Below are 26,620 nucleotides of genomic sequence, written 5' to 3' on the forward strand. Positions count from 1 at the left end.
TGAGCAACACTCACTGGTTCTTGTCGTCGCCCGGGCCGCCGCCCGGCGGGAGACCCTCGTAGATCTCCTTGCACTCCGGGCACACCGGGTACTTCTTCGGGTCGCGGCTGGGCACCCAGACCTTGCCGCACAGGGCGCGGATCGGCGTGCCGGTCACCATGCTCTCGGTGATCTTGTTTCTGTCCGCGTAGTGCGAGAACCGCTCGTGATCGCCGTCGCCGTGCGACGTCCGCGGCGTCGTTTGCTGCTCGGGGAGGATCTTCGTACTCACCCCACCGAGTCTATGCCCCGCGTCCTCCTGCACCGGGCAGCCGTACGGCCCCCGCCAGGAGCCGTTCTCCTGGCGGGGGCCGTACGGGACAGGCGGGGACGTCGTCAGCCCACGTGGACCGGCGCGCCCGGCTCGGACTTGCGGCCCGCCTTGACGAACAGCGTGAGGGCCGCCGTCAGCAGCGCGACGCCGGTGCTCACGAGGAACGCCAGGTGCATGCCGTCCATGAACGCGTTGTGGATGGCCGGCCCGAGCGTCTGCTGCAACTGCGCGGGCGTGCCCGGCGGGAGCCCGCCGAACGCGGCGGCCTTCTCCAGCAGCGACATCTGCTCGGCCGGGATCTTCTGGGCGGCCGGGCCGAGGTAGCCGGGCAGCTTGCTGGAGATCTCGGCGGCCATGACGGCGCCCAGGATGGCGGTGCCGAGCGCGCCACCCACCTGCATGGCCGACTGCTGCAGACCGCCCGCGACGCCGCTGAGCTCGATCGGGGCGTTGCCCACGATGATCTCCGTGGCGCCGACGAAGACCGGCGACAGGCCGAAGGCCAGCAGGACGAACGGGATGCCGCTCTCGATGAACGAGGCGTCGATGCTGAGCTGCGACATGAGGAACATCGCCGACGCGGTGATCACCAGGCCGATGGCCATCGTGATCTTCGCGCCGAGCCGGCCGATGAGCATGCCGGCCAGCGGCGAGGCGACGATCATGCCGGCGCTCATCGGAAGCATGCGCAGGCCGGCGTCGAGCGGGCTGAGGCCGTGCACGCCCTGGAAGAAGAAGCCCAGGAAGAACATCGCGCCGAACATGGCGAACGCGACCATCATCATGAGCACGGTGCCGATCGAGATCGACACGTTGCGGAACAGGGAGAGCGGAACCAGCGGCTGCTTGGCCTTGCTCTGCCAGAAGATGAACCCGGCGACCAGCACGGCGAAGCCGACGAGGAAGCCGATGGTCTTGGTGTCGCCCCAGCCCCACTCGGGGGCCTTGATGATCGACCAGACGAGGGCGAACATCGCTCCGGACAGCAGCACCACGCCGAGCCAGTCGATGCGGGCGAGCGTCTGCGAGCGGTTCTCCTTGATGAGGAGCAGGCCCATCAGCAGCGCCACGATGCCGACCGGCGCGTTGATGAAGAACACCGACTCCCAGCTGACCTTCTCGACCAGCACGCCGCCCACGATCGGACCGGCGGCGCTGGACAGGCCGATGATGGCGCCCCAGGCACCCATCGCCTGGTTGAGCTTCTCGCCGGGGAAGGCCCCGCGCAGCAGCGCCAGCGCGGCCGGCTGGAGCAGCGCGCCGAACAGGCCCTGCAGCACGCGCAGGCCGATCAGGGCGCCCACCGGGGACAGGCCCGGGACGACGTCGGCCAGCTCCTGGCTGAGGCCGATGCCGACCGACGAGAGCGCGAACCCGGCCACGCCGATGAGGAACACCCGCTTGTGGCCGAACAGGTCACCGAGCTTGCCGGCCGTGATCAGGAAGACCGCCAGAGCCAGCAGGTAGCCGCTGGTGACCCACTGCAGGTCGGACAGCGAGGCACCCAGATCGTGCTGGATGACCGGGTTGGCGATGCCGACCACGGTCCCGTCGAGCATCACCATGATGACGCCGAGGCTGACCGCCAGCAGCACGAGCCATGGATTGCTCCCCGCCCCCGTGGCACCGGACTCCGGTGCCGGCGGCGCGTCAACCGCCTTCGTGTGCGCCATGAAACCCCCTCAAACACATGTGTCCCACGCCGGGACATAGATCTCTTTAGCCTCGGGTAATCTATGTCAGTCGATGAAAGATCACAAACCGTTTAAAAAAGTCAGGCCGCGACTTATGACACAATGTGACACGAAGATGTCGAGGGAGTGACGTGCATGGGTCTGCGGGAACGCAAGAAGGAGAAGACGCGCCTGGCGATCCTGGACGCCGCGCTGGACCTCTTCCTCGAACAAGGGTACGACTCCACCACGGTGGAGCAGATCGCGGGGTCGGTCGACATCTCGCCCCGGACCTTCTTCCGCTACTTCACCAGCAAGGACGCCGTCGCCTTCTGGTTCCACGAGCACGGCGAGGAGGTCATGCTGGAAACCCTGCGTTCCCGGCCGGCCGGAGAGCCCCCGTTCGCCTCCATGACGCACGCGCTGCGCGCCGTGCTGCGCGACATGCAGGACTCAACTCCCGAGGACGCCCAGAGATTCCTCAAGCTGCGCAGGCTGCTGGACGACCACCCGCACCTGGTCGGCCTGACCGTGGCCAGGGGCGCCGAGACGGAGCGGCACCTGGCCGCCGAGATCGCCGCGCGCCGGGGCGCCGACGTGACCACGGACCGGGTGTCGCACCTGGTCGTGGCCATCGCCATGTCGTCGCTGCGGGTCGGGTTCGAGTGCCCGCCGGGCCGGCGGCCCGAGCTGTCGCAGGTCGTCCAGCAGATGGAGGAGACGCTGGAGCTCGTGGAGAGCATGATGCGCCCCGGCTGGGACACGGGCGATCCGGCGGCTCCGGCAGCTCCGGAGGATGGGGCGGATGCGGCGGATGCGGCGGGTCGCCCCGGGTCCGGGGACGCCTAGCAGGTCAGTTCATCGTCGGGTCGTCCGGGCAGTTGGCCACGAACGCCAGCTCGCCGCGCTGCCGCCGCAGCACGTGGCGCCAGAGCGAGCGCGGGTCGGTGTGGAAGGTGTCGCCGGCCTCCGAGTCGACGACGTACCACGCCCCCTCGGCGATCTCGCTCTCCAACTGGCCGGACGTCCACCCTGCGTACCCGGCGAAGATCCGCATCTGCGAGATCTCGCCCTGGAGGATCTCGGGCGGCGCGTCCAGGTCGACGGTGCCGAGCCGCGAGACGGACGGCGTCCCCGCGTGGAGGCGGCGCCATCCCAGGGGCTCCTCGCCGCTGGGGACCGCGGCGAGGGCCAGCGCGCTGTCGGTCTGCACCGGGCCGCCCTCGAACAGCACCGGCGGCCCCGTCACCAGGGGGTCCCACACGGGCAGCACCTGGGTCACGGAGATCTCGCTCGGCCGGTTGAGCACCACACCCAGGGTGCCGCCCTCGCTGTCGTGTTCGAGGATCAGCACGACGCTACGCCGGAAGTTGGGGTCATCGAGAAGCGGCGTCGCCACCAACAGACCGCCGACGTAGATCGCTTCCGCCATACATCCATCATGAAGGGTCACCCGCGTATCTCGCTCCCCTGGTCCGGCGTTGTGACGTTTTGCGGCTCCACGAACACGCGACGTGCGGGGCGTCCGCGTCTGAAACCACGCGAACGGCGGCACGGCGGAGACCGGGTCCCGGCTGCTCGAACCCGCCCTGCTCGGCGCCCTGGACCTGCCCGACCGCCTCGTGATGGCGCCCCAGGTCGGCCGGCAGCGCCCCGGACCTTCACCTCGGGGACCCTGACGACCTCGCCCTCGCCGTCCCACACCACAAGAGGACCGAGCACCCCGAGCCGCATGGCGCAGAACGCCGCACAACGCCTGCCGCTCACCGGGGCGCCGAGTCGGTCGGCCGCAGGGGCCGCGGGCGTGGCCGGGAGCGGGGCGCGCGGGTGGCGACATGCGGGTGTCCGAGGCGCCGCGCTTCTCCGGACGCGGCCATGTCCGCCCTGGCACGGGTGACGGCGCGGGCGACAACCGGGCGCGGGTGACGGGCAGCGGTCACGGAAGGCCCGGGCAAAGGGCGGCGTTACGGCGGCGCGCCCCCGTCCGGTCAGCGGCCGTCTCCCTGGAGGCCCCCAGCCCCGTACGGCGACCGGGGCCTGCCAGGCTGTGCCGTGAAAGACGATCGCCTCTATGCCTCGGTGAAGCCGCGCGCGCGGCCGCCGGCGGACTCGCGGACCGCCGCCGCGACCGCGCCCGCCACGTCCGGGTGGAACACGCTCGGGATGATGTAGTTGGGACCCAGCTCCTCGGGCGTCACGACGGCGGCCAGCGCCCCGGCGGCGGCCAGCAGCATCTGCGTCGACACCTCCGTGGCCTGCGCGTCCAGCAGCCCCCGGAAGACGCCCGGGAAGGCCAGCACGTTGTTGATCTGGTTGGGGTAGTCGGAACGGCCCGTCGCCACCACGGCCGCGTGCTCGCGGGCGTCGTCCGGCGACACCTCCGGCTCCGGGTTGGCCAGGGCGAAGACCACCGCGTCGCGCGCCATCGTGGCGACGTCGTCGCCCGTCAGGATGCCCGGCGCCGACACCCCCACGAACACGTCCGCGTCCTTGACCGCGCCGCGCAGGTCGCCGGAGTAACCCTCGGCGTTGGTGTGCTCGGCGATCCACCTCAGCGACTCGTCGAGGTCGTCGCGGCCCTTGTGGACGGCGCCGAGGTAGTCGCAGACCACGACGTTGCGGGCGCCGGCCGCGAGCAGCAGCCGCAGCACCGCGTTGCCGGCCGCGCCGGCCCCCGCCATGGTGATCCGCACGTCCTCGATGGACTTGCCCACCACGCGCAGCGCGTTGGTGAGCGCGGCGAGCACGCAGATGGCCGTGCCGTGCTGGTCGTCGTGGAAGACCGGGATGTCGAGCAGCTCGCGCAGCCGCCGCTCCACCTCGAAGCAGCGCGGCGCCGAGATGTCCTCCAGGTTGATGCCGCCGAAGCCGGGCGCGATGAGCTGCACGGTCCGGACGATCTCGTCGACGTCCTGCGTGTCGAGGCAGAGCGGCCAGGCGTCGATGCCGGCGAAGCGTTTGAACAGCGCCGCCTTGCCCTCCATGACCGGCAGCGCCGCCTCCGGGCCGATGTTGCCGAGGCCCAGCACCGCCGAGCCGTCCGTGACGACCGCGACCGTGTTGCGCTTGATGGTCAGCCGGCGCGCGTCCTCCTTGTTGCGGGCGATCGCCAGCGAGACCCGAGCCACGCCCGGCGTGTACGCCATGGACAGCTCGTCGCGGTTGCGCAGCGGCACCTTCGACACCATCTCGATCTTGCCGCCGAGGTGCATGAGGAAGGTCCGGTCGGAGACCTTGTGGATGACGACGCCCTCGACGGCCTCCAGCTGGTCGACGATGGCCTGGGCGTGGTCGGTGTCGCGCGCCGCGCAGGTGACGTCGATGCGGAGCTTCTCGTGGCCCGCGTTGGTGACGTCGAGGGCGGTGACCACGCCGCCCGCCGACTCTACGGCGTGGGTGAGCTGGCTGACGGCCTTGCCGCCTGCCGGCACCTCCAGCCGCACAGTGATGGAGTACGACACACTCGGGACGGTCGCCACGTCAATCGCTCCTTCGGGCCTGACCAAGAAGTTCTCCTATGGTAGGGGGAACACGGTCAGGCCGACGCCCCGGCCGTCGTCACGGGTGTGCGGAGCCCGTCGTCACCGGTGGGAGAGCGCCGTCAGGACAGCGCTTCGGCCGCCGTGACGATCAGGTCGACACAGGCCGGCACGGGGATGCTCGTGCTGTCGATCACGAGGTGGTAGAGGCTCGGGTCGGCCGCGTCGGCCCGGTAGAAGTGGCGCACGTAGGCGGTGCGGGCGCGGTCGTTGCGCTCGATCATCTTGAGGGCCTCGCGCTCGTTGAGGTCCCTCAGCGTGGCCGTCTGGAGCACCCGTCGCCGCAACGGCGCGTCGAGCCGCACGTGCAGGGCGCCGGGATGGTCGGCGAGCACGATCGCGCCGGCCCGGCCCAGGAAGACGCCGCCCTGGGCGCGGGCCATCTCCTGGAGCACCTGCTCGGTGCGCCGGACGAACTCCTCGGGAGCCAGGGGCATGGCGCCCGCCATGTACACGTCCACGCCGCCGAAGGTCACCGTGGGCAGCCGCATCGCCCCGGCCAACAGCCTGGCCAGGCCGTGCGCGGCGCGGTCGTCGTGGGCCAGCGCCTCCTCCAGGGTGCAGCCGAGCTCCTCGGCCACGGCGCCGGGGATCGCCCGGTCGACGAACGGCACGCCGAGGCACTCGGCCACGGCGGGGCCGATGTGGCCGCCCGCCGTGCCGTACGTCGCCGAGATGGTGACGACCCGCACACCCTCAGGTTAGAACAGCGCGAAGGTCAGAACAGCGCGTTGGCCAGGGCCCTGCGCGCTTTGGCCAGGGACGGGTCCTCGGCCGGGAGCGTCTCGAACAGGCCGAGCAGGTGGCGCCGCGCCCTGTCGCGCTCGTCGCCGGAGGTGCGCTTGACGACGGCCACGACGCGGGCGAACGCCTCGTCGACCGAGCCGGACAGCATCTCCATGTCGGCGGCGAGCAGGTGGGCGTCGATGTCGGCCGGGTCGGCCAGCCGCCGCTGCACGTCGGCCGGGTCGGCGCCGGTGGTGCGCTTGATCAGCCGGACGCCCGCCAGGCCCATCTTGGCGTCCTCGTCGCTGGGCACGCGGGCCAGCAGCCGCTCGTAGGCGGTCTCGGCCGCGTCGAGGTCGCCCTGCTCGATGGCCTGCTCGGCGGCCAGCAGGTCGGGGTCGGCCGGAGGCGCCTCGGGCGCCTGCTCGCCGTCGCCGTCGACCTGGGCCGGCCTGGCGTCGGGGTTGGCCTCGTAGAACTGCTCGACCGCGCCCATCAGCTCGTCGAGCCAGCGGCGCACCTCCTGCTCGGGCAGCACCTGCTGGAAGCCGGTCACCGCCTGCCCCTGGAAGACGGCGAGCACGGTCGGCACCGCCTGCACGCGCAGCGCCTGCGCGATCTGCGGGCTGGCGTCGACGTTGACCCTGGCCAGGACGGCCCGGCCGCCCATGGACCCGACCACCTTCTCCAGCACGGGACTCAGCTGGGCGCTGCCCGGCGCCCGCGGCGACCACAGGTCGAGCACGACGGGCACGCTCATCGAGCGGTCGATGACGTCGGTCGTGAAGGTCTCCTCGGTCACGTCGACGATCGAGGCCGAGGAGGCCGCCTGCGGGCCCGCGGTCTCCCGCCGGGCCTGCGCGTCCAGAGCCTGCTTGCGCGCGCCCAGGTCCACCGCTCCGTAGAGCGACCCGGGCCTAGAGAAGTCCGCCATGCTCCTCATCTTGCCGCATGCCACGACGCGGGGACGCCAGCGAGGGCCGCCGTCCGCCACGGGCCGAATCCGGACGCCGCGCGCCCGCACCGCCGATCACTCCCCGAAGTCGCCCGCGGCCACCCGGAGCGTGCGCAACTGGTCGAACATGGCGTGCAGCTCGTCCTCCCCGTACATGGACAGGCCGAAGTCGCCCGCCATCAGGTCGGCCGTGGCGCGGCGCACGACGTCGCGGCCCGCGTCGGTGATCTCCGCCAGCACGCCGCGGCCGTCCTTGGGGTTGCGCATGCGGCTGACCAGTCCGGACCTCTCGAGCCGGTCAACGGTGTTCGTGACGCTGGTCGGATGCACCATGAGACGCTCTCCGATCTTCCACAGCGGGAGCGCCCCCGTCCTGCTGAAGGTCAAGAGCACCAGCGCCTCGTACCTCGCGAAGGTCAAGTCGTACGGCTTCAGGAGCGAGTCAAGTTGCGACAGGAGGATCTGGTGCGCTCTCATGATCGAAGTGACGGCGGCCATGGCGGAAGAGGGTCCGAAGTGAACACGCCAGGTCTGCGCGGCGCGTTCGATGGGATCGAACGGCAGGTTGAGCGGCTTCGGCTGCGACACAGCGCTACGGTAGCGCGCCGCTCGTCCCCATTCGTCTGGTTACTCTGAGCTATCGCATTCACTGCTTGGCCAAGAATCCGGACGTCAATCATCACGCTCAGTTATGGTTCTCGCATCAAACGGTGACGCGGACACCAAGTCCATCGGCGGTGGGGACCTGCCGGACTGCTGACGTTCCGCGTTCGCCTACGGGGCACGGGGGGTGCTTGATGGACTTCAAGGGGAGATCGCGTGCGTGAGCACGCGGGCGTCACACGTGAGGAACTGAAACAGAGCGCGGCCGTCACCGTCGCCGTGCTCATGGCGCTCGGTCTGGCCGCGGCATGGAGCGTCCTGATCCCTGGCGTGGACGCGTGGGAGAACATCGTGGCCGCGGTCATCGGCTCGCTCCGGCTGACCGGGCCCGTGGCGGCCGGTTTCGCCGCCTGGGTGGCGCTGCGCAAGCGGAAGGCGCTGCGCGGCCGGACGATCGGCGCGTGGCGGGCGCTCAAGGCGCCGCTGGCGATCGTGGTGGTGGTGCTCGGGTCGTTCGCCGCGACGGTGCTGGTGCTGGCGGTCAAGACGGTCCTCACCGAGCAGGCCGGGCCGCTCGGCCTGCCGGGGCTGGGCGTGGGCATGGCCGGGCTGGCGCTCTACTCGGTGATCGGGTGGGTCGCGGGCTGGTTCGCGCCCGTGGCGATCACGCCGCCGCTGGCGGGACTGGGCTGCTACCTGCTGTTCAACCGGCTCGCCGCCGGCGGTGGCTGGACCGACCGGCTCACTCCGGGCGCCGGCCGGCCGTACGACCTGTTCCAGATGAGCGGCGGCGCGGCGTTCCTCGACCAGACGATCTGGCTGCTCGGCATCACGACGGCGCTGCTGCTCGGCTGGGCCGCGATGGTGACCCGGCAGGCGCTGGTGCTGGCCTGCGCGCTGCTGGCCGTGCTCGCGGCCGGCACCGGGGTGGCGCGGCTGCTGGGCGCGCCTAAGCCGGCCGCCGCGCAGGACATCGCCTACTCCTGTCAGGAGTGGCCGATCACCGTCTGCCTCCATCCGGCCATGCGGGCGGGCCTGACCGAGCTGGGGGCGGCCTTCACCAAGATCGCTTCGCGGCTGGCGGGCACCCCGGCGGCGTTCACGCGGGTCGAGCAGCGGCCGCTGGAGGACGAGCTGAGGCCGGTGCCCGGACTGGCGCCCATCCACGTGCGCGACCTGTCGGCGGGCTTCGCGGACGAGGCGTCGTACGAGTACGTCGAGTCGCTGGCGGCCAAGTGCACCGGCACCCCGGCCGACGGCTACCGGGAGATCGTGATGGCGTGGCTGCGGGGCGAGCCGCTGCCCGGAGGGCCGCTGCCGGAGCACGAGTACGCGGCGGCGTGGTTCTCCGGGCTGAGCGAGCACCAGCGGCGCGAGTGGCTGCGCATGTTCTTCAGCGACTTCCAGTCGTGCAGGCTGTCGAGCACCCACTTCGGCGGCGGCCCCGCCGAGACGCCGCGGGGCCGGTCGGGGGCGGCCCGGGTGGCCACGACCGCGGGCTCCCCCCAGCAGGTGTATCCGGTCTATCCGGACGCGGGCGACGCGCCCGTGACCGACTGGAGACCGTAGATGTCACCAAACCGCTGGCAATGATGATCCACGTCCGGGTAGTCAACACCGTATGACGACATCCCGTACGGCGCCCGCCACGGTCTCACCGGGGCGGCGCCGCAGGTGGCGATACGTGGCCGGCCTGCTGGTCCTCGCGGTCCTGCTCGTGGTCGGCGGCCGGCTGGCGTGGACCTGGCTGGACCCCACCGGCGAGCGGAACATCGACCGCAGCCAGCCCGTCCTGCTCCAGTCCATCAAGGACCTGAGCCGCTTCGAGGCCGCGACCGGCAGCTTCCAGGTCGTGGTCGACCTGGAGAAGGACGCCAACTTCCTGCCCGACGCCGTCAAGGGCACCCGGACACTGTTCGTGGGAGCGGGCGGCGTCGACGCGTACGTGGACTTCTCGGGGCTCGCGGCCGACGCCGTGACGGTGTCGCCGGACCGGACCCAGGTCACGATCCGCCTGCCGCGCTCCCAGTTGGAGAAGCCCAACCTGGACAACAGCCGCTCGTACGTCTTCGCGCAGCAGCGCGGGCTGCTCGACCGGGTGCAGGACTTCCTGTCGTCCTCGCCGGGCGACCAGAGGGAGGTGTACGTGCTGGCCGAGAAGAAGATCGCCGAGGCGGCGGCCGCCAGCGACCTGCGCAGGCGGGCCGACACCAACACCAAGGCCATGCTGGAGGGGCTGCTGAAGTCGCTCGGGTTCACCAAGGTGACGGTGAAGTTCAGCGACGAGCCGTGACCTAGGCACCCCTAGGTACCTCAGGCCGTGCCCGTCCGTCCATGGGTGTCCAGGGATAAGGCATCCGCCCGATGTGGGCGGACGGGCCTTAGGGCGAGTCTTGAGAGTGCAGGCAACAAGCACCTCAAGATCCGGGAGCCGGACTGATGCACGCCGAACTCGAGTACCTCGTCATGAAGAACCGCGCGGAGGAGCTGCGGCGCGTCGCCGACGACCACCGCCTCGCCCGTCAGGTGAGCGGCCGCCGGCGGTCGCTGATCTCCAAGCTGTTCTCGTGACCCTCTCCCACGACTGTTAGCTCTCGTCCGGGGACGGGACGCGGATGATCAGGGCGTCGCCCTGGCCGCCTCCGCCGCACAGGCCGGCCGCGCCCAGCCCGCCGCCGCGCCGGCGCAGCTCGTGGGCGAGGGTGAGCACGATGCGCGCCCCCGAGGCGCCGATGGGATGGCCCAGCGCGATGCCGCCGCCGTTGACGTTGACCTTGTCCAGCGGCAGGTCCAGCTCCTTGGCCGACTGGAGCACCACGCTGGCGAACGCCTCGTTGATCTCGACCAGGTCCAGGTCGGCGACCGTGAGGTCCTGCTTGAGCAGGGCCTGCTTGATGGCGTTGGCCGGCTGGGACTGGAGCGAGGCGTCGGGACCGGCGACGTTGCCGTGCCGGCCGATCTCCGCCAGCCACGGCAGGCCCAGCTCCTCGGCCTTGGCGCGCGACATGACGACGACCGCGCAGGCGCCGTCGGAGATCTGCGAGGACGAGCCAGCGGTGATCGTGCCGTCGGCCGCGAACGCCGGGCGCAGCTTGGCCAGCGTCTCCACCGTGGTGTCGCCGCGCACGCCCTCGTCGTCCTTGACGACCAGCGGCTCGCCGCGCCGCTGCGGGACCTCGACGGGCACGATCTCGTCCTCGAGGACGCCGTTCTTGACGGCCGCGGCGGCGAGCTGGTGCGAGCGGGCCGACAGGGAGTCCTGCTCCTCGCGGCCGATGCCGAGGCGGGCGTTGTAGCGCTCGGTGGACTCGCCCATCGCGCACTGGTCGAACGCGCAGAACAGGCCGTCGTGGGCCATCGAGTCGACGATCTCGGAGCCGCCGTACTTGACGCCCCTGCGCAGCCCCGGCAGCAGGTGGGGGGCGTTGCTCATCGACTCCATGCCGCCCGCGACGACGATGTCGAACTCGCCCGCGCGGATGAGCTGGTCGGCCAGCGCGATGGCGTCGAGGCCGGACAGGCACACCTTGTTGATGGTGACCGAGGGGACGGTCATGGGGATGCCGGCCCGGACGGCGGCCTGGCGGGAGGGGATCTGCCCGGCGCCGGCCTGGAGGACCTGGCCCATGATGACGTACTCGACGTCCCCGGGCGCCACGCCGGCGCGCTCCAGCGCGGCCTTGATGGCGATGCCTCCCAGCTCCACGGCCTGCAGCCCGGACAGCGCCCCGAGGAGCCTGCCGATCGGGGTGCGCGCTCCGGCGACGATGACGGAACCAGACATGGCGACGGCCTCCTGTGCGGGCAAGGGGTTCTTTGACACCATACCCACGGGTGCACGCTCGACGGCTATGGAGGCTGACCACACATGTTCATGCGGATCGACCACATCGGGATCGCCTGTCACGACCTGGAGGAGAAGATCGCGCTCTTCTCCGAGACGTTCGAGCTCAGCGTCGTCGCGCGGGAGGTGAACGAGGAGCAGGGGGTCAAGGAGGCCATGCTGCACATCGCCGACGGCGAGGGCGGCGGCTCCTACATCCAGCTCCTGGAGCCGCTGTCGCCCGACTCCCCCGTCGGCAAGTTCCTCGCGAAGCGCGGCGAGGGTGTGCATCATGTGGCGTTCGGGGTGCCTGATGTGGTTGAGGCGATCGATAGAATCGGCGGGAAAGGCGTACGTGTCCTGGACGAGCGGCCCCGGCACGGCTCGATGGGCTCGCAGATCGCGTTTCTGCATCCGAAGGACGTGGGAGGAATGCTGACGGAGTTGGTCCAGGCGACCAGGTCGTAACAAACGCAAAAAACGTTCATATGTAACTAGTCGCGCAGAAAGTTGGACGGGGCTTCAGACTCGGCACCGGCGGAGTACTCTGGCCTTCCACCGGACATGGGGCCTGCCGTGAGGCACAGGCTCCCGGCTCGGCTGCCCCGAACCCCCCGTCCGGCCCGTGTAGCCGTCTCGACAACCCAGGATCGAGCCTCCATGCAGTCCGACATCGACGCCCAGCTCAACAACTTCTTCGAGGACGCCCCCGCACGCGAGTTCGACGTGGTCCTCCGTGGTTATGACCGTCACCAGGTTCATGATCACCTGAAGCAGCTCGACGGCGAGTTGCGCCAGGCACGGGAGCAGGTCTCCACCCTGCAGCGCGACCTGTCCGACTCGCAGCGCCAGCTCCAGGAGCAGGAGCGCCCCACCTACTCCGGTCTGGGCGCCCGCATCGAGCAGTTGCTGCGGCTGGCCGAGGAGCAGGCCACCGAGCTGGTCCAGGCTGCGAGGTCCGAGGCCAACGAGATCAAGGCGGCGGCCAAGGTCGAGGCCGCCGACATGAGGGCGGCCGCCGAGGCGGAGGCGGCCGAGAAGCGCGCGCAGGCCACCCGCGAGAGCGACGAGATGCGCACCACCGCGGAGCGCGAGGCGGAGGACATCCGCTCGACCGCGCGCCGCGAGGCCGACGAGCTGACCAGCACCACCGAGCGCGAGGTCGCCAAGCTGCGGGCCACCGCCGACCACGAGGTGGCCGAGAAGCGGGCCGACGCCGAGCGTGAGATCGCCAAGCTGCGCACCACCACCGAGCGCGAGGTGGCCCAGCTGCGGGCCTCGACCAAGCGCGAGCGTGACGAGGTGCTGACCACGGCCAAGCGGCAGGCCGACGAGATGCGGGCGCAGGCGCAGCGGGTCCTGGAGGAGTCCGAGGCCAAGCGGGCGCAGGACGAGGCGGAGTTCGAGATCCAGCTCGCGTCCCGGCGTGAGGAGGCGGAGCGCCAGGAGGCGGAGCGCCACTCCACCGCGCAGGCCGCGACGCAGAAGCTGGTCGCCGAGGCCGAGCAGCGCGCCGCGACGGCCGAGTCCCGGGCCACCAAGGCCACCCAGCAGGCCGAGCAGACCCGCCGCGAGGCCGACCTGCACGCCAAGCAGCTGGTCGCCAACTCCCGCAAGAACGCCGACCAGATCGTGTCCGAGGCGAAGTCGAGCGCCGAGACGATCGTCACCGAGGCCAAGAACGAGGCCGAGCGCACCCGCTCGTCCATGCAGCGTCAGGTGGACGAGCTCACCCGCCAGCGCGACAGCATCACCAGCCACCTGGCGCAGCTGCGCCAGCTGCTGGGCGGCGCCGCGCTGCCGGGCATGGAGCCCGAGCCCGCGGTCACGGCGGCCCCGCCGAAGCCCGCGCTGTCGGCGCCGGTCAGCGACAAGCCGCTCGCGCCCGCCCCGGCCGCCAAGCAGGAGGCCAAGGCCGAGGACGACGCGGAGTGGTGGCAGGAGTAGCCCGCATCACCTGGGGGTGAATGACGGCTGAGAGAGCCTGGCGACCGGGTGGTCGCTAGGCTCTCTTTCTGTTGCCGGCCCCTTCCGGGCTCCGGCGCCTGGTCCGCCGCCCCCCGACCTCCAGGAGCCCTCCTTGTCCGCAGACGTCGCGTCCGACGCCGCCCAGGACCCGGCAGCCGACCGGCCGCCGTCCTCCGCCTCCACCACCCCGCCACCCGAAGGCCGGTCGGCCGAAGGCCCGCCACCCGGTGGCCGGTCGGCCGAAGGCCCGCCACCCGGTGGCCGGTCGGCCGAAGGCCCGCCACCCGGTGGCCGGTCGGCCGAAGGCCCGGCCTCTGAAGGCCGGTCGCCCGAAGGCCGGTCGGCCGAGGGCTCGGCGGCGTACGGGCTGCCAGGCAAGCCGCTGGCTCGCGGGCCGTTCCTGTTCGGGCTGGTCGGCGGGCTCGGTGTGCTGACGGCGATCGCCATCGCGCAGATGGTGGTCGCCTCGCTCAGCGTCATCGTCCTCGTCGTGGTGGCGATGTTCCTGGCCGTGGGGCTGAACCCGGCCGTCGAGGCGTTGCAGCGGCGCGGCCTGGCCCGGCGGGGCGCGATCTCGATCGTGTTCGCCGGCGTCATCGTGGGCTTCGTGCTGTTCGGGCTGGCCGTGGTGCCGCCGGTGAGCAAGGAGCTGGCCGACTTCGTCGCGGCGGTGCCCGGCTACGTGAGCGAGCTGAGCAACCATCCGACCCTGCGCCGGCTCGACGCCGACTACCAGATCCTGCCGAAGCTGGCCCAGTTCGTCACCGGCACGGTCGGCCCGTGGCTGGCCAGCGGCGTCGTCGGGGCGGGGCTGGTGGTGCTCGACGGAGTGTTCACCACGGTGACGCTGCTCGTGCTGATGCTGTACTTCCTCGGCTCGCTGCACACGATCAAGGCGTACCTGCTCAGGCTCGTGCCGGCCTCGCGGCGGGAGCGGACGGCGGCGCTGTCGGAGCAGATCCTGGCCGGCATCGGCGGCTACGTCGCGGGCAACGTGATCATCTCGATCATCGCGGGCGCGCTGACGTGGATCTTCCTGTCGATCCTCGGCGTCAGGTACGCGCTGGCGCTGGCGCTGGTGGTGGCGCTGACGGACCTGATCCCGCTGGTGGGCGCCACCATCGGCGCGGTGCTGGTCTCCGCGGTGGCGCTGCTCCAGTCGCTGCCCCTGGGCATCGCGTGCGCGATCTTCTTCGTCGTGTACCAGCAGATCGAGAACTACCTCGTCTACCCGCGGGTGATGAAGCGCTCGGTGGACGTGACGCCCGCGGTGACGGTGATCGCCGCGCTGGTCGGCGGCGCACTGCTCGGCATCGTCGGCGCGCTGCTGGCCATCCCGGTCGCCGCCGCCATCGCGCTGATCATCCGGGAGATCGTCCTGCCTCGCCAAGCCGAGGCCTGATCATCCCGTCAGGCCCGGCTTTGATCATCGGGGCGATCGTGCCGCCTCGCCGAGCTCGGTCGTGAGGAACTCGGTGACCGCCGCGTTGAACGCCTCGGGCTGCTCGACCGCGCTCAGGTGACCGGCCTTCGGGATGACCTCCAGCCGTCCGTGCGGCGCGGCGCGGACCATGGCCTCGGCCTCGGCGGGCGGCGCCAGCTCGTCCTCCTCCCCCACGATGACGAGCAGCGGCACCTTGAGGGCGGCCAGGGTGGCGACGGAGTCGGGGCGGGCCGCCATGGCGCGCTGCGCCCAGGCCACCGCCCCGGGCGGCGCGGACTGGACCAGGCCCTTGACCCGGCCCACGACCATGGCCCGCCGCTCCTTGGTGGTCGGCCCCATAAGCGCGGGGAGCACGTCGGTGAGGAGCACGTCGGTGCCGCCGGACAGCACCGCCTGGGCGATGCGCTCGCGGTTGTCGCGGGCCGGCTGCGGGTCGGGGCCGGCCTTGGTGTCGGCCAGGACGACGCCGAGGACCCGGTCGGGGTGACGCCGGCAGAAGGCCATCGTCACGTACCCGCCCATCGACAGGCCGCCGACCACCGCCTGGTCGATGCCCTCCTGGTCGAGCAGCGCGGCCACGTCGTCGGCCATCGCGTCCACGGAGGGCTCGTCCTCGCCCAGCCGCGATCCCCCGAAGCCGCGCAGGTCAGGCGTGATGACGCGGCAGGTGGCCGCCAGCCCTTCGCGCTGCGCCAGCCACATGGCGGAGGAGAGGGGGAAGGCGTGGAGCAGTACGACCGGCAGGCCGGTTCCCGCTGATCTCGTGTAGAGCTGCACGATCACACGGTAGACCGGTTCCCTCGGACAATCACTTCACGTCGCATACCGATATACCCGGTTATAGACGACCGTTTCCCCCCGTCTACCGGAAAACGACAGGTCAGCTCGCGCCGATGGCCGTGGACCCTCCGTCCACGAAGAGCACCTGGCCCGTCACGTACGCCGACGCGTCCCCGGCCAGGAACACCGCCGGATGCGCCATCTCCTCCGGCGTCCCCCAGCGGCGCATCGGAACCCCGCCGACCGTGGCGCGGCTCGCCGCCTCGTCCTCCCACAGGTTGCGGTTGAGCTCGGTGGCCGTCCAGCCGGGGCACAGGGCGTTGACCCGGACGCCCGACTGCGCCCACTCGACCGCCAGCGTCCTGGTGAGCGCCACCAGGCCGGCCTTCGCCGCCGCGTACCCGGCGAGGAAGGGGGCGCCGAGCGCGGCCACCGACGCGACGTTGATCACCGAGCCGCTGCCGCGTTCAAGCAGGTGCGGGGCGATCGTGTGGCAGACGACCATGGCCGAGTCGAGATTGAGCCGCATGAGCTTGTCCCACCCGGACAGCCGCAGGTCCTTGAACTCGACCATGAAGTTCGAGCCGCCCGCGTTGTTGACGACGATGTCGACGTGCCCGAGTCCCTCGACGGCCTGCCGTACGGCGTCCGCGGCGGCCTCGCGGTCCGTGAGGTCGGCGGGGATCACCAGGGCACGCCGGCCACGGGCCTCGACCTCCTTGGCGACCTCGGACAGGGAGTCGGCCGAGCGGGACACGAGGGCCACGTCCGCTCCCGCCTCGGCGTAGGCGAGCGCGATGGCCCGTCCGATGCCTTTCGACGCCCCGGTGACCAGAGCCTGCTTGCCAGTGAGATCGAACGCGCCCACGCCGCCTCCTCGAAATCGAAACCGAATAAGATTCTATGGACTCGGCGCCCGGGAACGCCACCGGCGCGGGACCACGAGGGTCCCGCGCCGGCGTCCTGTCACAGGCTGGTCAGCCTCCCAACCCTCCGAAGATGATGTCGAGAGCGTCGGCCAGACCGCTCTTGTCCATGTATTGCGTCACCTTGAAGCCGGTCTCGGCGATCGTGCCCGTCCTGGTGTTCTCCGGTTCGACCTTCTCCGGTCTGAAGATCTGCCGCTCACCCTGGCCGGAGCCGCCGGGCCGGGCCGCGGGCGGCGGTCCGTCGGGGTACATCCGGCCGTCGCGGTAGACGGTGTAGGACTGGGTCGGCTGGGTCGAGCCGTCGTTGCGGTAGATCTGGCTCGGCCGTGGCTGCATCGGCTGCCGGCTGTCCCTGGGCGGTGCCTGCCGCTGCTGCGCCCTGTGACTCGTGGGCCGCTGCGCCGGACGCTGCCGGGCCTGCTGGATTCCCCTGGGGACGTGGCCGGAGCGCCTGTTGCGGGTCCTGGCCGCCGCGGAGGCCCGGCGCTTCGCCGCCGCGTCGGCGGCCTTTCTCCTTGCCTCTCTTCTCGCCGCGGCCGCGGCCCGCCGCTGCGCCCGTGCCGTCGCCGCCTTCCTGGCTCTCTCTGCCGCTCTCTTCTTGGCCTGTTCCTGGAGCTTCTTCCTGGCCGCGGCCGCGGCCTTCTTCTTCGCCGCCTCCAAGGCCCGCTTCTTGGCCTCCGCCGCGGCTCTCCGCCTGGCCTCCGCCAGCGCGCGGCGCTTGGCCGCCGCGATGGCGGCCCGCCTGGCCGCCGCACGCGCCGCCGCGATGGCGGCCCGCCTGGCGGCGGCCATCGCCAGCCTCCTGGCGATGATCTGCGCCGAGACCCTCACCACGATGATGGCGACGACCCAGAACAGCTGCCCGTCGGGGTCGCTCATGGTGACGGGGCTGTTGTTGGCGTAGGCGTAGGCGTTGAGCTGCTGCGGGTTCTGCTCCTCCATGACCGGGTCGACCGACAGGAAGCGCCCGAGCTTGGGGTCGTACTCGCGGGCCCCGAGGTGGACCAGGCCGGTGGTGGCGTCCTGCGTGCCGCCCACGAACCCGCGCTGCCCCGGCCAGAACGCCGGGGGCGAGCCCCGGTTCTCGCCGAACGGCGTCGTCCTCCGTACGGCCAGCTCACCGGTCGCGGCGTTCACCGCGGCCTGCGAGGTGCCCTGGTGGTCGTTGGCCAGGAAGTAGACCTGGTTGTCCGGCGTGCGCACCGCGATGGGCTCGCCGCCGATGGTGTAGTAGCGGGTCTGCTCGACGGCGTCCTTGGCGAAGTCGAAGCGCAGCTCCATGTCGTCGATGTAGAGCGTGGAGTCGGTCGGCGTCTTGCGGATCAGCCGGTCGCCGTCCGCGTCGTACACGAAGGACGTGGTCTTGCCCGCCTCCGTCACCGACTCCAGGTTGCCCTCGGCGTCCCAGACCAGGCTCTGGTCGGAGTTGCCGACCTTGCGCCTGGTGGTGTTGCCGGCGTCGTCGTACTCGAACAGGTCCTGCCCGACGGTCTGCAGCGCGTGCGGCTGCTTGCCGCCCGCGGCCGGGTAGGTGTAGTCACGCGTGCTCGCGCCCCCGCCGCCGAAGGCGTGCTTGGTCTCCTTGAGCCGGTTGCCGGTGGAGTCGTAGGCGTAGCTGACCGCGTACGGGGCCACGCCGCCGATCTTGTCCGACTGCGGGGTGCCGCTGGCGCAGTCGTCGTTGGCCGTCCACGCCGAGGTCAGCCGGCGCAGATGGTCATAGGTGAAGCACTGCGTGTCGGGGCCACTGGCGCCCTTGTCGGCGATCTTGGTGATGTTGCCGATCGCGTCGTAGCTGTAGTTGAGGTCCAGGTCGGTCGCCGGGGCGCCCTCCCTGTCCACCCGCATCCGGGACAGCCTGCGGGTCGCCTCGTCGTGGGTGTAGGTCAGCCAGGTCTTCTTCGTCCCGGAGCCCAGCTCGTACTGCAGGGTCTCGCCCAGCTTGGAGTAGCGGGTCGCGTTCACGTACGTCGACAGGCCGGTGACCTTGGTCGGCTGGCTGAGCGCGTCGTAGCTGTAGACGACCGACTCCTCCTCCAGCCCGCCGACGGCCGGGAAGCTGACGGACTGCACCTGGTCGTCGATCGTGTAGCGGGTGTTGAGCACGTACGAGCCGGCCAGCTTCCCCTCGCGCTCGGGGATGGTGACGGTCTCGCGCAGCGGGCGGTAGTCGGTGTCGATGGCGTTGATCTCGGCCTTGTACGCCTGCCCGCCCACGTAGCGGACGCTGGCGTTCATGTGGCCCTTGGCCAGCGCGTCGTACTGCCACTCGGCCAGCAGCGGACCGCTCGCGGAGCCCTCGTGCAGCTCCTTCTTGCGGCCCAGCTCGTCGTAGACGTAGTACAACGTCTTGCCGCGCGCGTCGGTCGTGGTGACCAACTCGTCGGCGTCGTTGTACGTCATCGTCGTGACGCCCTTGTCCGGGTCCTCCATCTTGATCTCGCGGCCGCGCATGTCGTAGTGGTGACGCCACACGTTGCCCGCCGGGTCGGTCACCGTGGACAGGCGGCCGGCGTGGTCGTAGGAGTACTTGGTGGCCTCGTACTCGCCCGTCGGGGTGGCGCCCTTGTACTGGCGCAACTCGATGAGCCGGTCGTCGGCGTCGCCGATGCGGGTCGTGGCGGTGCCTCCGGGCGGCGGCGTCACGTGCATCCGGTCGCCCTGCTGCGTGGTGCTGACCCGGTACTTCTCCTGGCCCTTCGCCTTGAGGATCTGGGCGTTGACGTCCCCGCTGCCGTCGAAGGTCACCACGACCTGGTTCGGCACATCCGCGTCGGCGACGCCGAGCAGGTCGGTGGAGGGCGCCCCGGTGGCGAAGTAGCCGGTGTTGGACTTGGCCGCCTCGCCCAGCGAGTTGTAGAGGGTGTCGGTGACCGTGCGCCCGTCACGCAGCGCCGGGTCCTGCGTCTGGTCGTCGCGGGGCGCGGGCTCCTGGGTCTGGCGCTTGCGCATCAGGCCGTCGTACAGCTCGTGGCTGGCGCTGTAGGTGCCGTCCGCGTTCAGCGTCTTCGTGGTGACGACGCTCGGACCGTCGGTGCGCATGGTGTAGGAGAACTCGGTGCTGGGCGACTGCCCGGCCGCCTTGCTGCGGTCGGGCTGCCAGACCTTGATCAGGCGGCCGAGCGCGTCGTACTCCATGTCGGTGCGGCGGTTGTTCGCGTCGATCTCGGCGTACGGCTCTCCCCAGGCCGGTTCGAGCAGCGTGCGATCGACGTGGCCGAGCTGGTTGACCTCCTTGATCTCGGTCGGGGGCGCACCCGCCGCCGGGACGTAGGTGGTGGTGGACTTGGTGCCCACCGCGTCGGTCTCGCTGGTCTCGCGGCCGTAGGCGTCGTAGGTGTGGGTGCTCTCGACGATCGTCGCGCCGTCCCCGGAGACGGTGTGCTCGACCGTGGTCACGTCGCCCTTGCTCGGCGCCTGGCCGTACGCCTTGTTGTCGTACTGGACCTTCTCGTCGGAGATGATCTCACCGGCGGCCAGCTTGGACACGGCGGTGCCGCAGCCGGCGGCGACCTTCTGGATCCGGCTGGTGTAGTCGAGCATCCAGCTCGTGTCGTTGCGGGCGTAGGTGTAGCGGGTGCACTGGTCGTCGTCCGTCGTGGCCAGGTCGCCCTTCTCCTCCACCTGGGTGAGCAGGCCCTTGGTGTCGTACGCGCGCTCCTCGCCGGTACGCCGCCACTTGCCCCCTTCCAGCGCGGTACGGGTGACCATGGACTTGGGCTCGACCACGTACGCGGCCTTGGTGACGCCGTCCTGCGTGGACTCGGCGGTCTTGAGGGACCAGGGCTCCTCCAGCGTGGCGGTCAGGATGGCCCCGCCGTCGCCGTCGTAGAGGATCTCCTCCCGCTCGAAGCCGGCGAGCTGGTCCAGGTCGTCGAGCTTGCCGCCCTCGGTGTCCGTGACCTGCGCGCTGCGCTTGGAGCCGTCGGCCTGCTTGTCGCCGTGCATGCCGCGGAAGTACCGGAACTCCGTCAGCGTGCGCTTGGCGTCCTGCCCGTCACCCTGGCGCACCCGTACGCGGCCGTATCCCCGGAAGTCGGCCCACGTGCGGTGCTCGGCCTTGACGAGGACGTTGTCGGCGTAGTGCCAGGCGGCGCCGTCGAGGTACTCGTAGTCGGTGACGACGTTCGGCGCGCCGCCGACGCGGTCCACCTCCATCGTCTGCGTGACCACGTACTTGTGGAACCAGTCGGTGACCTCGGCCTCGTTCGGCGGTGACCACCGCTGCGGGAAGCAGCGCCTGGTGTTCTTGTCGGCGGTGGGCACGTCGCCGGGCTTGCAGTCGGCGGCGGAGTAGTTGACGCGCAGCTCGCCGCCGGACTCGTTGTTGACGGCCTGCACGCGCCACTTGACCAGCGGGGCGCGGCCCTCGTTGGCGTCCACCCGGTTGGGCAGCTGGACGCCGGTGAACGTTACCTTGGGCAGCGTGATCGTGCCGCCCACGTGGCCGCTCTGCTGGATCGACGCCAGCCACAGCGCCGGGCTCATGCCGTCGCCGGAGGCGGGGAACTGGTGTGTCAGCGTCCAGGAGTCCACCGGGGTGTACTGGCCCGAGGCGTTGACGATCTGCGTGGTGACCTTGGTCAGGCGCTTGCGCGTGAAGAACGTCGGCGCCAGACGGTCGGTGCACTTCACGCCGGAGTCGCAGATCTGGTCGAACGGCACGTCCGGCCAGGAGCTCGCGGTCTCCTTCTTGAGCTGGTCGGCGGCGCAGGTGATCGTGCCGCTGGGCAGGCAGCGCTCGGCCACGTCGAAGACGACGCGGGCGGCGGGAGCCTTGGTGAACAGCTCGTTCTGCAGGTAGCCGTAGTCGATGCGGGTGAGGTACCCGGCGCGGTCGTACACGGTGCCCAGTTCGGGCTTCATGTTACGGCCGTAGTAGTTCTTCTCCTGGGCGTACCAGTACGTGGTGGCGTTGCCGTGGGTGTCCACCGCGTAGTCGAGGTTCCACCGGTACGCCTGCTGGCACCAGGCGTTGGCCGGGGTGCTGTTGTAGCAGGGCTCCCCGCTGTTGTTGCCGAACACCGGAACCGTCTGCACCGACTTCGTCTCCGGCTTGCCGGTGGCCCAGCCGGGCAGGCGGTTCAGGCCGAAGGTGTACTGGGTGCCGTCGGCGCCGGTGACGCGCCAGTACTCGCCGTTGTTGTCGCCGTTGGTGGCGCCGGTGAGGTACTCGATGCGGGTGCCGTCGTCGCGCTTGGGCCGCCACTGCTTGGTCGTGGCGTCCTTCACCAGCTCGATGGCCGAGTTGCCGAGCGACAGGGTGACGTTCTCCCCGCTCCAGCACAGGTCGCCGGTCTTCTTGCCGTCGACCATGCAGGACTTGTAACGGCGCTCGACGTAGCCGCTGGGGTTCAGCTCGAAGCCCTCACCGACCCAGGACGTCTGGTTGTTGGTGGAGGCGGTGCGGCCGTCCACGCTCTGCGAGGAGTAGTCGATCGACAGCTCAGGCTCGTCGCCGCCCAGCGCCGGTGGACTTCGCAGGTCGTAGTCCCAGTTGAAGTCACCCGACTGGGCTCCGACGCTCCAGCTCGCCGACGGGGCGAGGGAGGTGGCGGCGTGGTCGCCCGCCGGTCCCGACGACGCCGCCGTCACAGCGTACAGGGCGGGGGTGTCGAGCTCGGCGGTGATCGTGCCGGCCTTCGTGTCGTTCTTGGAGGGCACCGGCTCCGGCAGGGGGCAGTTCGCTCCTGTGGTGGCCGTCAGCGCGCAGTCGGGCAGCTTGACCATGCGCAGCCGGGAGCCGTAGTCGCCGCCGAACGCGTAGCGGAAGCCCGAGTAGTCGAACTGGAGCCGGGTCTTGCCGGCCTTGGCCGCGACGCCCTGGCCGGGCGAGACCCGGAGGGCGACGCCGAGCAGGCCGGCGCGCTGGGTCTGCGCGGTGTCGAGCAGCTCCACCCGGACCGGACCGGCCTCGGCGGCCTTGGCCGTCTTCGCGTCGCCGCTCGCGGGTTCGGCCAGCCGTACGGGGAAGGACGAGTCGGCGGCCTTGAGCTGGGCGGCGCCACCCAGCTCGACGGCCTGCGGCTTGGGCCAGGTCACGCCTGGCGGCGCCTTCCACGCCTGTTTCTCGGTCGGGTCGGCCAGCTCGGGGAGCACCGGCACGGGCTTGCCGGTGACGGGCTTCTCCTTCTGCACCGCCGGTGCCGTGCGGGGCGCGGCGCTCGCGGGCTGGGCGGGCGCCAGGGGTGCGAGGACGATGACGGACAGCACGGCCGCCAGCCGGCGTGGCCACGCCGACTCGCGCATCGCGCCTTGTAAACGATTCCAGTAGGACTCGGACAGATCTGACTCGGACGGTGTATCCATGATCACCCAATCGGTAAGGGGGGTTATTGGGCGGATTCGGCGAGATCTGAGGGGTCGTGGAAGGGGCCGGGGGCCTCGGTCGAGGCCCCCGGCGGGTTCATTGGGCGGCGAGCTGGGCGATCTGCTCGACGCTGAGGGGTCCGTCGTAGAGGCGTACGTCGTCGATCGTCCCGGGCCAGTAGCCGGTGAAGACGCCCGCGCTCTTGGTCCGGCCGAGCTGGAGGGCGCCGACGGCGTTCCACGCGCTCGCGTGGCTGGTGACACTGGTGGTGGTGAGCTGCCCGTTGACGTAGACGCGCAGCTCACTCCGCAGGGCGTCGTAGACGCCGGCCACGTGCGTCCATTCCAGGGGCACGGCGACGGCGTCCGAGCGGGCCCGCACCAGCGCGGCGGTGTCGGCGTCGGAGGCCGCCATGCCGAGCGTCCACCTGCTCTGCTCCTTGTCGAAGCCGAGCTGGAAGCCCGCGGCCCGGCTGCCCGGCTGGGAGACGGCGGAGGTGTCCCGGGTCGGCAGGTAGTCGAGCTGCGTCCAGACCGCGACCGTGAACCCGGTCTTGGTGTTCACGGCCGGAGCGGCGGCCTGGGCGTAACCGTTGACGCCGTCGAGCGCCAGCGCGCCGTCCAGCCAGCCGGCGGTCCAGGAGGCGGCGCCGCCGAGGGTCGCCGCCGTGCCGCGGCCGGAGGAGTCGGCGGCCGTCACGCCGGTCTCCTCGTCCAGCTCCCAGTGCCCGACCAGGGTCGCGGCGCTGTTGACCAGGTCGGCCACCTCGTCGGCGAACATCGCCCGGCCGTAGACGCGGACCTCGTCCACGTCGCCCGGCCAGAACTCCGCCGCGGCGCCGTTGACCTTGCCGCGGCCGATCGTGAGCGGCCCGGTGGCGTTCCACGGCTTCGTCCAGGCGACCGTGGACTCCAGCTTGCCGTTGACGTAGAGCGAGATCTGGCCCGCCGCGGCGTCGTAGACGCCGGTCAGGTGGGTCCACTCGTTCAGCCTCGGGGCCGCCGCGGAGAGGGCGCGAACCGTCGCGGCGCCGTCGGCGTCCGTTCCGGCGCGGGCCAGCGCCCAGCGGTCGTCGGGCTTGGAGTACTGGAGCGCGAAGCCGCCGGTCCTCGCCCCTTCCTGGGTGAGCACGGTGGCGGTGGCGGTGTTGGCCGTCAGGCGGGCCCAGGCGGTGACGGTGAAGTTGCGGCTCGTGTCGATGACGGGGCTGGAGGTCTGCGCGTACGCACTGGCCAGGCGCAGCCCCGACCCGGTCTTGCCGGTCGTCCACGTCGCGCCGGTCAGCGTCGCGGGATGGGCGTTGGCCGCGTCGGCGGCCACGGTGCCCTGGCCCTCGTCCAGCGCCCAGTGGCCGCTGGGCGCCCGGCCCGAGTTGACGTTGAAGACGTACGTGCGGATCGGGCCGGACTGGCCGGCGCGGTCCTTGCTGCGCACCGACAGGACGTTGGGCCCGTCATGGCGTGGGGTGAGCGCGATCGTGGCCGTGCCGTCGGCGCCCGGGGCGACCTCGGTCTTGGGCGTGGTGTCGAGTCCGTAGACGTACGCGGCCACGTCCGGCACGCCGTTGGGCTCGAACCTGAACGTGCCCGCCAGGCCGACGCCGTCGCTCCAGCCGGTCTCGGCGTACTCGGGCGAGGTCACGACCGGCTCCCTGCCGGGGGCCGTGGCGTCCACGGTGGCCTCACACCAGGGACTCCAGGCGCTGGTGGCCTTGCCGTCCTCGGCGCGGACCCGCCAGCGGATGAGCGCGCCGTCGGCGTACAGGCTCGTCGGGATCGTCGCGTAGTAGGCGCCTCCGGACGAGCCGGTCGCGGTGACGTACTCACCGGTCTTCGTCCCGGCGGCGTTGTACCACTCGAACCGGCCCTTGACCGAGTTGTCGGCGTCCTTCAGCTTGGCCCACAGCTTCGGCGTGGCGGTGGGGATGACCGGCCGCCCTTCGCCGGAGGTACAGGCGCCGCCCGGGTCGGACCACGCGTCGGCGGCCACGGGGTCGGACGGGATGGAGTTGTACTCGATGACGACGGTCGGGTTGTTCTTGAACTTCTTCCAGGCGTAGACGTCGGTCTCGCTGGTGGCGCGCAGACCGATGGTCATGGAGTTCCACTTCTTGGCGGCGGCGTCCGCGGCCCAGGAGGTGACGTCGAACTCCACGCCGCCGGGCAGGCAGGAGGAGCCCCAGCCCTTGGCCACGTTCACCGTGGAGAGCAGCCTGGTCCACGACGGCTGGTTGTTCCAGGTGGTGCTCTTGCTGATCGCGCCGGTCCCCCAGGCCTCCACCTTGCGGGCGCTGCACGAGTACGACCACGTCTCGTAGGTGCGCAGCGTCGCCTTGATGATCTGCTTGCCGTGGATCGTCGTCCCGGACGACATCTGGAAGAAGGACCGGTTCTTCTGCGACTCGACGTGGCCGACCCTGGCGACGTCGCTGGAGTTCAGGTAGTTCGAGCTGGGCCAGTTGCTCCAGACCGCCGTCCACGAGCCGCGCGCGGCCGAGAAGTACGGGTCCAGGTAGACGGGGAAGCGGGTCTTGGGGTCGGCCAGCATCTTCCTGTCCGGCTTCAGCCGGAGCCGCCTGCCCGCCAGCTCCACGCCCATCGTGGCCTGCCTGGCCTCCGGGGAGCGGCCTTCCTTGAGCGCCTGCGGGCTGGTGATGCCCTCGGAGTCCCACATCGTCGGCGTGGGCGCGATGAACACCGTGCCGCCGCCGCCGTCGAGGGCCTCCAGGTTGCCCGCCTTGTCCGCCTTCAGCGACAGGTCGCTGGTGGCCAGCGGGTACGTCAGGTCGGTCAGGCTCGCCGCCGCCTCACGCGACTTGACCACCAGGATGTGCGAGAAGCCGTCCACGTCCGCGGTGACCTGGAGGTCCACTCCCGGCATGACCTCGGCGTAGGTGGCGGTGTCGCCGTCGAGGGTGGGCTTGGGGAGCGTGCCCTGCCAGCCGAGCTCCAGGGCCTTGGCCCCGCGCGACAGGCGGGCCAGCGGGCCGGGGCCGCCGCCGGAGAACCGGAGACCGGCCGCCGCGGCGACCGGCTCCACGGCGCCGTCGGGGCGCAGGCGCAGCGTGGTGTCCACGGGGACCCAGGCGTCGGCCTTGCGGACGCGTACCGGACGGGCGTACTGCTCCAGGGTGAAGGTGCCGTCGGGCTTGGCGAAGACCTGGCGGGTCTCCGTGCGCAACGACTCGACCTCGACCCGCTTCCCGTCGCGGCGGGCCAGCGCCAGCGCGGAGGTCTCGGCCGGGTCGGCGCCCGTCCCCCCGGGGGCCGGCCCGCGGAGGGTGTCGTGGGAGGGAACCTGTTGTCGGAGTGCGGCGGCCGAAGCCGGTTCATCCAGGGGCGCCGCCGCGACCGCCCCTGCCAATATCATCACGACGAGCCCACGACCAACGCGCATCCGCCCTCGCAAGCGCCGAGGCGGGACGCCGCGCGGTCAGCCCGCCCGGCGCCTCCACGATCTTCAGTTGCTCGGATTGTTAATCATGATGTGGCTTTCGTCCAGATCTTCTGACAGATTTCATCAGAACAATCTTTGGAGTGAAGAAAATCTCCACAGGC

19 protein-coding genes are annotated in these 26,620 nt (G+C 71.1%); 7 read left to right on the forward strand and 12 right to left on the reverse strand.

Features of this window, described 5'->3' with window-relative positions; translation table 11 throughout:
- Nucleotides 1–10 precede the first annotated feature (10 nt).
- A complete protein-coding gene (locus ACIBG4_RS27590) occupies nucleotides 11–271 on the reverse strand; it encodes a DUF3039 domain-containing protein (protein WP_397204283.1) in 261 nt (86 codons plus the stop codon).
- A 104-nt stretch (nucleotides 272–375) separates the two neighbouring features.
- Nucleotides 376–1,986 (reverse strand): MFS transporter, encoded by a 1,611-nt coding sequence (locus ACIBG4_RS27595; RefSeq protein ID WP_310710619.1) that lies wholly within the window; start codon nucleotides 1,984–1,986, stop codon nucleotides 376–378.
- Nucleotides 1,987–2,142: 156 nt separating this feature from the next.
- Between ACIBG4_RS27595 and ACIBG4_RS27600 the strand changes: the two genes are divergently transcribed.
- A complete protein-coding gene (locus tag ACIBG4_RS27600) occupies nucleotides 2,143–2,835 on the forward strand; it encodes a TetR/AcrR family transcriptional regulator (RefSeq protein WP_397204284.1) in 693 nt (230 codons plus the stop codon).
- A 4-nt stretch (nucleotides 2,836–2,839) separates the two neighbouring features.
- On the opposite strand, the gene ACIBG4_RS27605 is transcribed toward ACIBG4_RS27600, so the two are convergent.
- The 5 genes from ACIBG4_RS27605 to ACIBG4_RS27625 form a co-directional block, all read right to left on the reverse strand.
- A complete protein-coding gene (locus ACIBG4_RS27605; RefSeq protein ID WP_355437143.1) occupies nucleotides 2,840–3,418 on the reverse strand; it encodes a YqgE/AlgH family protein in 579 nt (192 codons plus the stop codon).
- 637 nt (nucleotides 3,419–4,055) lie between these two features.
- On the reverse strand, nucleotides 4,056–5,465 hold the full coding sequence (locus ACIBG4_RS27610; protein WP_310710616.1) for an NAD-dependent malic enzyme: 1,410 nt from the start codon (nucleotides 5,463–5,465) through the stop codon (nucleotides 4,056–4,058).
- A gap of 122 nt (nucleotides 5,466–5,587) precedes the next feature.
- Nucleotides 5,588–6,217 (reverse strand): cytidylate kinase-like family protein, encoded by a 630-nt coding sequence (locus tag ACIBG4_RS27615; protein WP_310710615.1) that lies wholly within the window; start codon nucleotides 6,215–6,217, stop codon nucleotides 5,588–5,590.
- Nucleotides 6,218–6,243: 26 nt separating this feature from the next.
- Entirely contained in the window at nucleotides 6,244–7,185 is a 942-nt protein-coding gene (locus ACIBG4_RS27620) for a tetratricopeptide repeat protein (protein WP_397204285.1), read from the reverse strand.
- Nucleotides 7,186–7,281: 96 nt separating this feature from the next.
- Nucleotides 7,282–7,794, reverse strand: coding sequence for a MarR family transcriptional regulator (locus tag ACIBG4_RS27625; RefSeq protein ID WP_310710613.1), 513 nt, complete (start codon nucleotides 7,792–7,794; stop codon nucleotides 7,282–7,284).
- A 231-nt stretch (nucleotides 7,795–8,025) separates the two neighbouring features.
- On the opposite strand from ACIBG4_RS27625, the gene ACIBG4_RS27630 reads away from it, so the two are divergent.
- The 3 genes from ACIBG4_RS27630 to ACIBG4_RS27640 all read left to right on the forward strand — a co-directional run bounded on the left by ACIBG4_RS27630 (nucleotide 8,026) and on the right by ACIBG4_RS27640 (nucleotide 10,380).
- A complete protein-coding gene (locus ACIBG4_RS27630; protein ID WP_397204286.1) occupies nucleotides 8,026–9,378 on the forward strand; it encodes a hypothetical protein in 1,353 nt (450 codons plus the stop codon).
- A gap of 52 nt (nucleotides 9,379–9,430) precedes the next feature.
- A complete protein-coding gene (locus tag ACIBG4_RS27635) occupies nucleotides 9,431–10,102 on the forward strand; it encodes a DUF4230 domain-containing protein (protein ID WP_397204287.1) in 672 nt (223 codons plus the stop codon).
- Nucleotides 10,103–10,248: 146 nt separating this feature from the next.
- Nucleotides 10,249–10,380, forward strand: a complete 132-nt coding sequence (locus ACIBG4_RS27640) for a hypothetical protein (protein ID WP_355437134.1) — start codon at nucleotides 10,249–10,251, stop codon at nucleotides 10,378–10,380.
- A 16-nt stretch (nucleotides 10,381–10,396) separates the two neighbouring features.
- Here the strand turns inward: ACIBG4_RS27640 and ACIBG4_RS27645 are convergent, their stop codons facing one another.
- Nucleotides 10,397–11,593, reverse strand: a complete 1,197-nt coding sequence (locus tag ACIBG4_RS27645; protein ID WP_397204288.1) for an acetyl-CoA C-acetyltransferase — start codon at nucleotides 11,591–11,593, stop codon at nucleotides 10,397–10,399.
- Between the two features lie 84 nt (nucleotides 11,594–11,677).
- Between ACIBG4_RS27645 and mce the strand changes: the two genes are divergently transcribed.
- The 3 genes from mce (at nucleotide 11,678) to ACIBG4_RS27660 (ending at nucleotide 15,002) form a co-directional block, all read left to right on the forward strand.
- Complete coding sequence (mce, locus tag ACIBG4_RS27650; RefSeq protein ID WP_310710608.1) at nucleotides 11,678–12,100, forward strand: methylmalonyl-CoA epimerase; 423 nt, start codon at nucleotides 11,678–11,680, stop codon at nucleotides 12,098–12,100.
- 192 nt (nucleotides 12,101–12,292) lie between these two features.
- Nucleotides 12,293–13,579 (forward strand): DivIVA domain-containing protein, encoded by a 1,287-nt coding sequence (locus ACIBG4_RS27655; RefSeq protein ID WP_397204289.1) that lies wholly within the window; start codon nucleotides 12,293–12,295, stop codon nucleotides 13,577–13,579.
- A gap of 133 nt (nucleotides 13,580–13,712) precedes the next feature.
- Nucleotides 13,713–15,002, forward strand: coding sequence for an AI-2E family transporter (locus ACIBG4_RS27660; protein WP_397204291.1), 1,290 nt, complete (start codon nucleotides 13,713–13,715; stop codon nucleotides 15,000–15,002).
- A gap of 24 nt (nucleotides 15,003–15,026) precedes the next feature.
- Here ACIBG4_RS27660 and ACIBG4_RS27665 read toward each other — a convergent pair whose 3' ends face one another.
- From ACIBG4_RS27665 to ACIBG4_RS27680, 4 genes are all read right to left on the reverse strand, one after another.
- Nucleotides 15,027–15,821, reverse strand: a complete 795-nt coding sequence (locus tag ACIBG4_RS27665) for an alpha/beta fold hydrolase (protein WP_397204292.1) — start codon at nucleotides 15,819–15,821, stop codon at nucleotides 15,027–15,029.
- A gap of 103 nt (nucleotides 15,822–15,924) precedes the next feature.
- Nucleotides 15,925–16,692 (reverse strand): SDR family NAD(P)-dependent oxidoreductase, encoded by a 768-nt coding sequence (locus ACIBG4_RS27670; RefSeq protein WP_310710604.1) that lies wholly within the window; start codon nucleotides 16,690–16,692, stop codon nucleotides 15,925–15,927.
- A 109-nt stretch (nucleotides 16,693–16,801) separates the two neighbouring features.
- Nucleotides 16,802–23,062, reverse strand: a complete 6,261-nt coding sequence (locus tag ACIBG4_RS27675) for an RHS repeat domain-containing protein (RefSeq protein WP_397204293.1) — start codon at nucleotides 23,060–23,062, stop codon at nucleotides 16,802–16,804.
- Between the two features lie 97 nt (nucleotides 23,063–23,159).
- Nucleotides 23,160–26,432 carry a LamG-like jellyroll fold domain-containing protein gene (locus ACIBG4_RS27680; protein WP_397204294.1) on the reverse strand — a complete coding sequence of 1,091 codons (3,273 nt, stop codon included), beginning with the start codon at nucleotides 26,430–26,432 and terminating at the stop codon, nucleotides 23,160–23,162.
- Nucleotides 26,433–26,620: the final 188 nt, after the last annotated feature.

It is taken from the genome of Nonomuraea sp. NPDC050383 (genome assembly GCF_044459125.1).
Taxonomy (GTDB): domain Bacteria; phylum Actinomycetota; class Actinomycetes; order Streptosporangiales; family Streptosporangiaceae; genus Nonomuraea.